11 protein-coding genes are annotated in these 12,223 nt (G+C 29.5%); 6 read left to right on the top strand and 5 right to left on the bottom strand.

Going from position 1 to position 12,223, the window contains the following annotated elements; all coding sequences use genetic code 11:
- Window positions 1–45: 45 nt before the first annotated feature.
- Window positions 46–831 carry an exodeoxyribonuclease III gene (locus tag QEJ31_RS12695; protein ID WP_280590645.1) on the bottom strand — a complete coding sequence of 262 codons (786 nt, stop codon included), beginning with the start codon at window positions 829–831 and terminating at the stop codon, window positions 46–48.
- Between the two features lie 114 nt (window positions 832–945).
- On the opposite strand from QEJ31_RS12695, the gene QEJ31_RS12690 reads away from it, so the two are divergent.
- From QEJ31_RS12690 to QEJ31_RS12675, 4 genes are all read left to right on the top strand, one after another.
- Window positions 946–2,169, top strand: coding sequence for a cation:dicarboxylase symporter family transporter (locus tag QEJ31_RS12690; RefSeq protein ID WP_280590643.1), 1,224 nt, complete (start codon window positions 946–948; stop codon window positions 2,167–2,169).
- Window positions 2,170–2,262: 93 nt separating this feature from the next.
- Window positions 2,263–3,177, top strand: a complete 915-nt coding sequence (locus QEJ31_RS12685) for a cation diffusion facilitator family transporter (protein ID WP_280590641.1) — start codon at window positions 2,263–2,265, stop codon at window positions 3,175–3,177.
- A gap of 121 nt (window positions 3,178–3,298) precedes the next feature.
- On the top strand, window positions 3,299–4,309 hold the full coding sequence (locus tag QEJ31_RS12680) for a YjgN family protein (RefSeq protein ID WP_280590640.1): 1,011 nt from the start codon (window positions 3,299–3,301) through the stop codon (window positions 4,307–4,309).
- A gap of 4 nt (window positions 4,310–4,313) precedes the next feature.
- Window positions 4,314–5,342 (top strand): M48 family metallopeptidase, encoded by a 1,029-nt coding sequence (locus tag QEJ31_RS12675; protein ID WP_280590639.1) that lies wholly within the window; start codon window positions 4,314–4,316, stop codon window positions 5,340–5,342.
- 43 nt (window positions 5,343–5,385) lie between these two features.
- Here QEJ31_RS12675 and lipB read toward each other — a convergent pair whose 3' ends face one another.
- The 4 genes from lipB to QEJ31_RS12655 are packed head-to-tail and all read right to left on the bottom strand — an operon-like array spanning window position 5,386 to window position 10,492.
- Window positions 5,386–6,048 carry a lipoyl(octanoyl) transferase LipB gene (lipB, locus tag QEJ31_RS12670; protein ID WP_280590637.1) on the bottom strand — a complete coding sequence of 221 codons (663 nt, stop codon included), beginning with the start codon at window positions 6,046–6,048 and terminating at the stop codon, window positions 5,386–5,388.
- Window positions 6,049–7,341, bottom strand: a complete 1,293-nt coding sequence (gene phnE, locus QEJ31_RS12665) for a phosphonate ABC transporter, permease protein PhnE (protein WP_280590636.1) — start codon at window positions 7,339–7,341, stop codon at window positions 6,049–6,051.
- Window positions 7,341–8,138, bottom strand: a complete 798-nt coding sequence (phnC, locus tag QEJ31_RS12660; RefSeq protein ID WP_280590635.1) for a phosphonate ABC transporter ATP-binding protein — start codon at window positions 8,136–8,138, stop codon at window positions 7,341–7,343. The genes phnE and phnC overlap by 1 nt, the downstream gene beginning before the upstream one ends.
- A 23-nt stretch (window positions 8,139–8,161) precedes the next feature.
- Window positions 8,162–10,492, bottom strand: a complete 2,331-nt coding sequence (locus tag QEJ31_RS12655) for a transglycosylase SLT domain-containing protein (RefSeq protein WP_280590634.1) — start codon at window positions 10,490–10,492, stop codon at window positions 8,162–8,164.
- Here QEJ31_RS12655 and QEJ31_RS12650 point away from each other — a divergent pair.
- The gene (locus QEJ31_RS12650; RefSeq protein WP_280590632.1) at window positions 10,491–11,456 is read left to right on the top strand and encodes a HAMP domain-containing sensor histidine kinase; all 966 of its coding nucleotides are present in this window, start codon (window positions 10,491–10,493) and stop codon (window positions 11,454–11,456) included. The genes QEJ31_RS12655 and QEJ31_RS12650 overlap by 2 nt on opposite strands.
- Window positions 11,422–12,141 carry a response regulator transcription factor gene (locus QEJ31_RS12645; RefSeq protein WP_280590631.1) on the top strand — a complete coding sequence of 240 codons (720 nt, stop codon included), beginning with the start codon at window positions 11,422–11,424 and terminating at the stop codon, window positions 12,139–12,141. Before QEJ31_RS12650 ends, QEJ31_RS12645 begins: the two co-directional genes overlap by 35 nt.
- Window positions 12,142–12,223: the final 82 nt, after the last annotated feature.

Raw genomic sequence — 12,223 nt, 5'->3', positions numbered from 1 at the left:
ACACAAATTTAATCATATTAATAGGTTGGAGATGAGGCTAGTTTTTTAAGGAGAATCTGTGCATATCTCTATAGAAATAGGACAATGGTCGGAGCCGTATATTTTGTCGTGAATTAATGCATTGTTTACTTTATCTTTTAAGCATTCGCTAATGAAATGAGCGTCAATCCTCCAACCAATGTTTTTTTCCCGCACCCCAGGGCGTTGACTCCACCAAGTGTAATATCCACCTTTTTTTTCAAAAATACGAAAAGCATCTAGATAACCTAGCTCCAAAAAATGTGATATCCAATTTCTTTCTGCAGGTAAAAAACCAGGATTTTTTGTATTTTGTTTTGGGTTCGCTAAATCTATTTCTGTATGTGCTATATTGATGTCTCCTCCTAAAACTATTGAAAACCCTTTTTTTCTAATTTCTTGCAGTTTTTCTTCAACACAACGACAAAATTCGAGTTTATAATCCAGTCTTTTTCCTTCAGGCTGGCTATTTGGAAAATAAGCATGCGCAAAAAAAATATTATTGTAAAAAACACCTATAAAACGCCCTTCTCTATCAAATTCAGGATTCCCAATACCCAACATGACATCATTTTCTCGCAAAGGAATTCTAGAATATAATCCTACACCGCTGTATCCTTTTTTTTCTGCCGGATGCCAATAACTTTTATAATGATTTGGAGAAATTAGCTCTGATTCTAGTTGATCTGCCGTAGCTCTAACTTCTTGGAGAAACACAAAATCCGCTGCAGAATTTTGCAACCAAGATAAAAACCCTTGTTTTTTTGCCGCACGAATTCCATTTAAATTCCATGAGTACACTTTCAATTGCATGATTTGTTGACTCCAATTTTTCATTTCGTTAAACAGGATGACTGGCCATATTTAAGGACAGAAGGATACCCGGTATTCTCACAATATTTTCCACGTTTTACTTAAGGTTATAATATGCTTAAGCTTATCAAAAAATTACTAAACAGTATTATTTTTAAACTCATTATAACTCTATTATTCGGCTTCTTTTTTGGGAATTCCCTTCCAGAAGTCGTTCAGCAAACATTATATTCTATAAGTTTAACGTTAAAAAGTATTCTTGTATTTATTCTTCCTTTCATAATATTTAGTTGCATTTTTTCATGCCTTTTATCTTTTAAAACGAATGTTCTTAAATTTATCTCTATTTTACTAATTTTTATTTGCCTTTCTGGTTTTATCGCAACTTTTATCGGATATGGGGTTTCAAAATACGCTCTAACTCATTTCCATGATTTAAAAGAAACTCAAAATATAAGTAGTAATTTAGTTCCACTCTGGGAATTAAATCTTCCCAGCTTAATTTCTAATAATACTTCTTTATTTGCAGGCTTTATTGCAGGTGTGATTTTCTCAATAATAAAGAGTGCAAAAGCTGAAAGAATCGCTAATAAATTAAGATCATCAGTTACAATTTTTCTAAATAAACTTTTTGTGCCAGTCCTCCCTTTATTTGCTTTAGGCTTTGTCATTAAACTTGAAAGCGACGGAATTTTAGGCGTTATCATAAAATCTTATTTTCCATTAGTAATTGCTATATTATTGGCAGAAGTTCTTTATATTTCTTTTCTTTATTTTGCAGCAGCCGGATTTAATCCACAAAAATTTCTATTTTTTATGCGCAACGCATTGCCTGCAGGAATGATGGGCTTTAGTACTATGTCTAGTATGGCTGCACTGCCGTTAAGTTTACAAGCAGCAGAAAAAAATACTGGCCAAGTAGATATTTCACGCACTATCGTTCCAGCTACAGTCAATGTTCATCTAGTGGGAGACAGCATCGCAGTGCCTATGATTGCTATTGCAATTATGGCAACATTTGGCCTTCCTTTTCCTAGTTTGTCCACATTTTTTATTTTTTCTATCTTATTTGTTTTTAATAAATTTGGTGTTGCTGGTATTCCTGGGGGTGGAATTATTGTTATGATTCCTATTCTAGAAAAATATTTAGGTTTCTCAAGTGAAATGAGTGGATTAATCACAGCAATTTATATTCTTCTTGATCCAGTCAATACTTCGGGAAATGTTTTAGGTAACGGAGCATTTGCTATTATTACCTCAAACTTTTTTAAGAAAAAAAGTAATAAAAACAAAAATGATCCTTCTGTAGCTTCTGAACAAATGAAAATAGCAAATTAATTATTAAAGAATCTCTCCATAATTTCCTAATTTTAAATTGAATTTTAGTTCATAAAATTTTACATTATAAATACAATTTAAAATGGGAGTTTTATGTTTCCGAAAAAGAACACGACTTTTCACGAAGGACCTCATCATTCACATGTATCAAAGGAAAAACCACTTTTCTTTGCTTTAGTTCTTACTGGTTTGTTTTTTTGTATTGAACTGTTTGCTGGTTTAATTTCTGGTAGTTTAGCTTTAATATCCGATGCAGCTCATATGCTTACCGATGTAATAGGAATTGCAATAGCTTATATTTCTATAAAAATTGCGAAAAAACCTGCGGATTTAAAAAGAACTTTTGGTTATTATCGGTTCGAAATACTAGCCTCATCATTTAATTCTTTTTTACTTATTTTTGTTGGCATATATATTTTATATGAATCATTTAATCGGTTTTTTAATCACGATGCTTTTGAAATTAAAACTGGAATTATGTTTTGGGTTGCTATCGCAGGACTTGTTGTTAATATTATTTGCATGAAAATTTTAAGTGCCGGGAAAGAACATAGTTTGAATTTAAAAGGAGCCTATTTAGAAGTTTTTAGTGACATGATTAGTTCAGTAGGAGTCATTCTTGCAGCCATCATTATTCATTTTACTAACATAAAATGGGTAGATTCATTAATAGCAATTTTAATCGCTCTTTGGATTTTTCCAAGAGCTTGGAGTCTCCTCACTGATAGTTTCAATATCTTGTTAGAAGGAGTTCCAAAAGGAACTGATATCGAAGGCATTAAAAAAGAAATTAAAGAAATTCATGGGATTACTGATGTACATGATTTACATGTTTGGGCAATCACTTCTGGAAAAATAAATTTCACTTGTCATATTGTAAACCGTGAAAATAGCAATTCGGAAGAACTTCTTTTTCAAATAAAAAAATTATTAGCCGAAAAACATAAAATTACTCATGTTACTATACAATTTGAAAGCGTTAGTTGCGACCAAGAAGAAAAACATTAATTATAGATATTAGTGTTCTTATTTATATAAAAAAATCAAATATATTGACAATTTAATTAACAACAAATATCTAGTTTTTTGGTTTTATTTCGGTGCTAATTTATTTTATATGGATATGGTTATGGAAGAAAAAAAAATTGAGCAGTTTAATTTTACGGGTAAAGGGATAGATTATTTTAAGATATGGATTACAAATACAGTTTTAATTATTCTTACATGCGGTATTTATTATGCCTGGGCAAAAGTAAGAAAAACACAGTACTTTATGCAAAATAGTTGGTTCCAAGGAAATCATTTCAATTATCATGCAAATCCTATCGCTATTTTAAAAGGAAATATTTTCGTCTTAATTTTTTTTGGGTTATATCTTTTAGTATCATATTTTTCTTCAAATATAGCTGCTCTAGTATTTCTTTCTGCATTTCTTCTTTTTCCATTCTTTATTACAAAATCTATGCAATACCATTTGACAAATATAAGCTACAAAGGAATACATTTTAATTATCAGAGTAATTTAAAAAAGTTTTATATTTTCTTTTTTTCCCATATTTTTCTTAACTTAATTACTTTATTTATTATTTTCCCTTATACGCTTAAAAAATATAATGACATTATATACAGCAATATTAAGATTGGAGATGTATTTTTCAAAATACATACTAAAACAAAAGAATTTTATTTTATTTATTTTAAATTAATTGGCATTTCTATTTTAGTTTTTTCTCCATTTGTAATTTATAATATACTATTTGGTACAGAAAAAACAACAGGTATAGTATTTAATATCGCCACAGTAATTACGGTATTTGTGAATCTTATTTATACAATTTTAGCATTTTATAAATTAGTTATTAATAATCTTTCTATTTGTAGTAACAATTTTGAAACTAATATTAGTTTCAAAAAATATTTTTTTACAAACATAACAAATACTATATTGATAGTCATAACTTTCGGTCTATATATGCCATTTGCTGAAATTAAATTAAAGAAATTACTTCTTGAAAAACTATACTTAGAAATAAATGAAGAAATGATCTTTAAAAATGAAAATACTGGAAATAGTAATGAAATTCTTTCTCAATCTTCTGAAATAACAAATAGTTTATTTGGTATTGATATAGGAGTATAAATTTATGGATAGAGAATTTGATGGCAATTATTATGATGGACTGTCATCAATAACTCATAATGTTAGAATTAAAATTGAAAATAATGAATTTATTATTCAAAACAATGATTTAAACATTGCATATTCTACATTCAATATTAAATTCACAACACAAATATCGGATGGAGAAAGATATTTTTTCTTTAAGAATGGAAGTCAATGCCATTTTAAAAATTCTAAAGAAATAGAGCAATGGATTAAAAATAATTCTATAAAAAAACATGCTAATTCCTTAAATTTAGAAAAAAGCGTAACCAAAATATTTCTTTTAACTGTTGCTTTAATAAGTTTTTTAGGAATTTCATATAAAATTTTAATACCTGGATTTTCTCATATATTAGCTCATAATATCCCTTATAAATATTTGCAGAAAATTGATAATAATGTTTTGGAGTATTTCCAAAGTACAAATTTTTTGGAAGAAACAAAAGTTTCACCAGAAAAAAAAGCATCTATTTTGGCACGAGTTAACATTATTAAAGAAAATAATAACTTACCTAATTTTAAACTCCATTTTTTTTCAAGCAAAAGCCTTGGCCCCAATGCCTTTGCACTGACTTCAGAAAATATTGTAATAACTGATGAATTGATAAATATTTGCGACAATGATGAAATTACTGCTGTTTTGCTTCATGAAATTGGTCACCTTAAGTATAAACATTCTATTACACAAGCAATAAGATCTACTTTTATTGGCTTTTTTATATCCGCAATCCTTGGCGATTTTTCATCAACATTGACTTCATTTTATGGAGCTATTTTAGAAAATAAATATTCAAAAAACTTTGAACATGAAGCAGATATCTTTGCTGCAAAAAATTTACAGTCTGCTCAATTATCTCCAGAATTACTTATATATGCATTAAAGAATATTGAAAAGAATACAACTCAAACTCAGAGTGAAAAAATAATATTTTACTTTTTAGAAGTTTTTTCAACCCATCCGAGCTTAGCCGAAAGAAAAGAGAAAATTCTCGCGGCATTGAAAGATTAATGCGATATTTATTTAGACTAAAAACTTCATTACTTTGCAAGAATTAATTTATCAAAGATAATTTATTATTTATTGTTTGTGCTAAATATCTTTCTACATCATGATAATCAAGAAGGGGGATTTTTCTTTTTTCTATAGGAATGTCTTTTATAGCTTGGAGCAAATTAATCACACCTCTACCATGTAATCCACAAGGTATGATGTTAGAAAATGTTTCTAAGGAATTCAAAACATTGAATGCAATTCCATGTTTTGTTACTTTATCTTTAATTCGAATTCCAATAGCTCCAATTTTGTTCTGCCCTACCCATACCCCTGGGTTTATTTCATCTCTTTGAACATTGACTCCATATAATGCAGCTGTTTCTATCATTGCTTCTTCTAATAAATGTACGTACGAACGAACTGTTTGTTGATATTCTTGAATTTGAAAAATGGGATAAATAACAATTTGTCCTGGCTCATGAACAGTAACACTGCCCCCACGATCTATTTTATGAAAGGCCACCCCTTTATACTTTAATTGTTCAGGTGGAATAAGCATATCTGTATATAACTCACGCTTCCCCATAGTAACAGTAGGCGGATGCTGCACAACTAAAATAATTCCTTCTTGTGAAGGGTTATTAACAATATCTGTATGGATAGACTCCATTATTCCTAACGTATCTGAATATGGTAAAAGTCCTAAATATTTTATTTGCACTTATTGTATAGCCTCGCGAATTCTTGCTGATAAGAAATCCATGCACCAGACAACCAAAAAGATAAGAAAAGCAAGACTTCCCACCTGTGTCCAACGCGCCAACATTTGCTCCTGAATTAAAATACTACCTATTCCACCGCCACCTACAAGTCCTATTACAGTTGCCATTCTTACATTGATATCCCACCTGTAAATCGTAAAGGCAAGAAAAGGAAGAATAACTTGTGGAACAACTGAAAACCAGACAACAGCAATACGACTTGCGCCTGTTACTTGCAAGGCTTCAATAGGCCCTTCATCAACTGTTTCGATAGCTTCTGAATATTGTTTCACTAGACTGGAAACACTATGAACCATCAAAGCCAATGCGCCAGCAAAAGGACCAATCCCAATCCATACTGAAAATAAGATTGCCCAAATCAATGGCTCTATAGACCTTGTAATATTCATGTAAGAACGAATTAAGAAATAAAGAGAGCGCATAGCATAGCTATGGCGTGTTAAATTTCTAGAAGCAAAAAAAGATAAAACAAACGCAATTGGAATACTAAAAAACGTAGCTAAAAATGCTAAATAAATTGATTCTGCTAGTTTACTTAAAGCTTTGCCAAAATAAGTTAAATCGTTCGGTATACAAGGTATATTAAAATATTCTGCTTGATTGGTAAAAACAGAATTATGCAAACGTAACAATAAATTAAAAAAAGATTGCAATAGATCGTAGAAAGAACCAAATAATATATGTTCACCAACTCCAGGTATTCCACAAGTTAACTGTAACGTTAATCTACCTGCGCCTAATAAACCATCAATTTGAATTATTTTAGATACACTAACATTTACTATTACTATCCCCGTAATTAAAGTAATTAATACTAAAAAATATGCTTCAATTTTTGCAAATTTCCAATGCTTCTGTATTTTTAAATAATCATTAGGATCGGTTACTTGTAATTTAGATAGACTTGCAACCCAAGAACCAAATCCTTTGCATTTTAAAGATACTAAAGCGCCAATACCAAATCCAATAAAAGATAAACCCAAAAACCAACTCCATGGAAATTCAAAATATCTACTATCAAAATTTAATTTTTGAATAATATTTAAGGCAAATTGATTTGGGTTTTCCGAATAAGCTAAGTTTTCAATTAGTGGTAAAAGAATAGAAAATATTAAAATTTTGAAGAAAAATATTAAAATATATGCCCATACTAACATTTCAATTAGTAAACCTGCTAACTCTCTTTTTTTTCTTTTTGATTCTATTATTGGAATAAATGAAGGGAATTTCATTAATGTATCTCCACTTCTTTTGCATCAGAGCCATAAATATCCTTAAACCATTTTTCAGAAATATCTGATGGTTTTCCTTCAAAAACTTTTTCTCCATTTTTTAAAGCAATTACATGAGTAGAATAATCTCTAACTAAACTTAAAAAATGTAAATTACAAACAACGGTAATATTTCTTTTAGTATTTAAATCCCTTAAGTAATTCATCACTGAATAACTCGTCGTTGGATCTAGTGAAGCAACAGGCTCATCTGCTAAAAGTAGGTGTGGATTTTGAATTAAAGTTCTTGCAATAGCAACTCTCTGTTTTTGCCCCCCAGACAAACCATCAGCGCGTACTAGTGCTTTATCTGCTATTCCTACGATTCTTAAAGCAGCATAAGCTTCATCAACCCAATCAGAAGGCCACTTCTTAAAAATCCCACCCAAAAAATGATTATTCATTTCTCCTAATTTACCCATTAAAACGTTATTTAATACATTTCGTCTATTGATTAGATTAAAATGCTGAAAAACCATTCCAATTTTTTTTCTTATTTCTCTGAGTTCTCGTTCTTTAACGTGGGTAATGTCTTGTCCTTCAAAATAAACTGTTCCCGCAGTAGGTTCATGAATACGGTTAATGCATCTTAACAGAGTGGATTTCCCTGAACCTGAAAGACCTATAACTGATAGAAATGCACCTTTAGGTACTTGAAAAGAAATTCCCTTTAAAGCTTTTGTCCCATTTGGATAAGTTTTTACAATATTATCTACTTGCAAAATAAAATCATTATTTTGCATCTGCTGTAAATTCACAAGGGAACCCCTTTATAAAGCGCCTAAAAAATATTTAGTTTTGTAAAAGGATCTGGTAGCGAATCACCGAAATCCAAATTATAACCATCACTATTTCCTAGTTGCACTCTATAATAAATGTCAAGGTATCCCAAGACTTTTGCCACGTATTTTTTTGTTTCTTGAAATGGAATATTTTCATAAAATTCATCAATTGTTAGTGAATTGTTTTGTCCTATCCAACGATTTATAGCTTCTGGCCCCCCGTTATATGCGGCAGTTGCTAACAAGTAATTACCTTTATATATTTTTAATAACATTCTTAAATACCAAGCAGCATATGCAATAGATTGTGAAGGTTCTTTTAACAAGCTAATATTAAAATTATCTTTGCCAATATGTTTAGAGATATTTAAACCAGTGTAAGGCATAATCTGCATTAAACCTATTGCACCAACGGAACTTTCAGCTGTAGGAAAATAGAGTGATTCTGCTCGCATGATAGAAAGTAACCATAAAGGATCAATATCAGCTAATTTTGCTGCATTTTGGATATCTTTCCAATAAGCTAAAGGGTAATTTAATTTCCAGAAATTCGTTTTTTCTGTCCATAATTCATCAACACCATATTCATCCAGAGTATTTCCAAAATTATTGCGTGCTAGATCCGAAGACATTTTAAAGTCAGTAGCTGCATATGCTAAATTTGCTAAAAGAACTATCTGGTTCTTTTTCATTTTTTTTGTATTTATTTTCTTAATATAAATAATCGCTACATCTTCTAAATCACTTAAAATAAATTTTCTAATTTCTTCTAAATTTTTGTCTTTAATTTTTCTTTTTAAAAAAGGATTAAATCTTCTTGAATAATAGTCTTTAATTCCTAAATTTTCTCCAATATTTTGATTTTTATAACTGTAATTATTTAATTTCCATCTTGAAAACACAGAATAGGGATATTCTGAAGTTCTTTTTGCAATTGATTGAAAGCTTTTTTTAGCATCCTCTTTCAATCCCTTTTCATATTGAATTACTGAAAGCCAATATTGAAATTTAATGTTTACTGTTTCTTTTTTACTTTGACTTAAAAAATTTATAGCAACATTTTCAGCTTCATCATATTTTTTTGCTAATATATACTCCCATAAAATAAACCAATTTTGTTCTTCAAGCGTTGAAAATATATAATATTTCTTTGCAAACTCAGCTGCCTCAATATGTTTTCTTGCATAATGAAGCGATACTGCATACTTCATTTTAGCAATTTCTGAAAACTTTGAATTTGGCATTTCAGTAAATAATTTAAAATACACTTGTGCTGATTTTGCTGGTTGATTTAAAGCATTAAAAACTCTTCCTCGCATATCTAATATTCTATCTTTTATATTTAAATCGGAATAAGTACCATTTTCAGAAAGATAATTTAATACATTATCAGCTAAATTATATTCTCTTGCAGAAAGTAACAGTTCAGTGTTTCCTAAAATCTTATCTTTTTCTTGGGTTGATAGTTGTTCAAAAGGTTTAGTTGGAATTGGATTGAAAGGATTAATTCCTACTAAAGCTAATATATAATTTCGTGAATCAGGTTGTTTCCCTATCCGTTTATATACTTCTTTTGACAAATACTGGAGATTTTCTTCCCTAAAATAAAGACTTCCTAAACTTCCACCAGAACATTCAATTTTTGAAACAATGTCCATTGCATCTCTACCAGATTTTTCTAACGGATAAAAAAGCAAAGGTTTTTTTAAGAAAACAAGTGCCTGATTAAATTGGTTAAAAAACATTGCTGCTTGCGATAATTTGACAAATACTTCATTCATTTTTTCCCAATTTGTATATTGTTCAATAATATTTCCATAGGATTTATAGTAATCTATTGCTTCAGCTTTAAATCCAGCATCAAGTAAAGCATCTAAGTACAACGGTGCTATCATCTGAAAAATTAATAATTTACTTTGTTTAGAAATTGGTTTTAATAATAATATTGCTCCAGCATAATCTTTTTTTAAATACAAATAATTTGCATAATATATTCGATAAAGTTGACTTTGCAAATCAGTCATTTTTATTTTAGACTGTTGAATATTTTTTTTTGCAAATTCTACATAATCATCTTGCAATATATCTCCTGCGTTATTTAGCAGTCCTAATAAAAGGTATATTTTTTCTTGTCCATTTTTTTCTTTTCCAATTTGTTTTTTTATTTCATCTAAATGCTTTATTTCTTCTTGTTTTTTATTTTTCAAGAAATCTTGATAAAAAGTAATATATTTTTTACCCATTACTTCAGAATTTGAGTTTTCTAAAGCATACGTTTTAGGTATACTACTAAAGCAACCAAAGATTGCTATTGCTAAAGGGTAAATCATGTTAAAAAAACTTAAATGGCTTTTACATCCCATCTCAATCCTCATCGGCGCCCAAATTTGTTGGGGCTTGCTTATGTTTGTCTGGATCAGATGGTACATCTTAAGAAGCCAAGAAATAAATACATTCATAGAAAAATTTCCTGTTGCTGCAACTAATTCTGGTCAATGGGTTATTTTATCGCAGGGTTGCATATTAATGGGTTTTATCCTCATTGCATTATACATGATTTTTGTAAGTCAAAGACGACTTTCTAGAATTACAAAAATGCAAGATGCTATTTTAAGCAATGTGACCCACGAATTGAAAACCCCCTTAGCGAGTATAAGGCTTTATGCAGAAACAATGCTACTCCGTAATGTGACAGAAGATGAAAGAAAAAAATTTCTAACCCGAACATTGAAAGAAACTGAAAGATTGCAAAAACTGATTGATACAGTACTTATATCAGCACGGTTAGAATCGGATAAAAGTACTTTAATTCATAGCAGAGTTAATTTATGTGAATTACTGAATGCATGTTTTAATAGAGTAAAAGATCGATTTGGCGATTTACGTATTTTTGAATTTCAAAATTTATTGACTGATGTTGAAAATGCTTTTTTTGTTTGGGGAAATCCTTATCATTTAACAATGCTATTTGACAACCTGCTAGATAATGCAGTTAAATATACAGAAAAAGGTGGCTTAATTCAAGCTGGAGTTCTTTTAAAAAAAGACTTTATCCAAGTTTTTATAAAAGATAATGGCGTTGGAATTGAAAAAAACCACTTAAAAAAGATATTTAAAAAATTTTATAGGATAGAAAGAAATTTAAAAGTTAAAATCCAAGGCTCTGGCCTTGGTCTATTTGTCTGTTTATCAATAGTTAAAGAACATCATGGAAAAATATTTGCACTTAGTGATGGTTTAAACAAAGGATGTACGTTTTATGTCGAACTCCAAAGACTTTCTTCTCATAGTTGAAGATGAAGAAGCAATTGGTGAAGGATTATTGTTTAATTTTGAAGCCGAAGGTTTCGAAGTAGTGTTACTTTCTAATGGATTTGAAGCATTAGAATATATAAAAATAAATTTTGAAAAAATCTCTACCATTATATTAGATATAATGTTACCTCAATTAGATGGTTATGAAATATTAAAAAAGACAAGAATTCTTGCTGAAAGAATTCCCATTTTAGTTTTAAGTGCTAAAAGTCTTGAAAATGACCGAATAAAAGCTTTTGAATTAGGTGCTGATGATTATGTTACAAAACCTTTTAATTTATCGGAAATTATTCTTCGTGTAAAAAGATTAGTACAAAGAAAAAAATGGTATAAGACCGAATTATCCCTTACTCCCAGAGCATTTGGTAATACAATTTTTGACATGGAGCGTCTCACAATTACTAGAAATGACGGAATTGTCCATAGAATTTCACCAACAGAAGGCTTATTAGTTCAAGTATTTTTAGAAAATGAAAATAAAATTTTAACTAGAAATGATTTACTCCATAAAGTTTGGCAGTATGATGCAATTATAGAAACTAGAACTGTAGACGTTTTTGTAGGGAAATTAAGAAAGTATATTGAAAAAAATCCGGCAAAACCTGAATTTATTCACTCTGTAAGAGGTGTTGGTTACACTTACATTCCACATAAAGAAATATAACTATACTTGCTCCTAGAAAAATTTCATGTCATAATTTTTATCACAATGTTCTACATTGCACAAAAATTTTTTATTTTTGTTA

The organism is Pigmentibacter sp. JX0631, from assembly GCF_029873255.1.
Classification (GTDB): Bacteria; Bdellovibrionota_B; Oligoflexia; order Silvanigrellales; family Silvanigrellaceae; genus Silvanigrella.
Note: the sequence above shows the minus strand (reverse complement) of the source record. Positions and strands in the feature narration are given on the sequence as shown.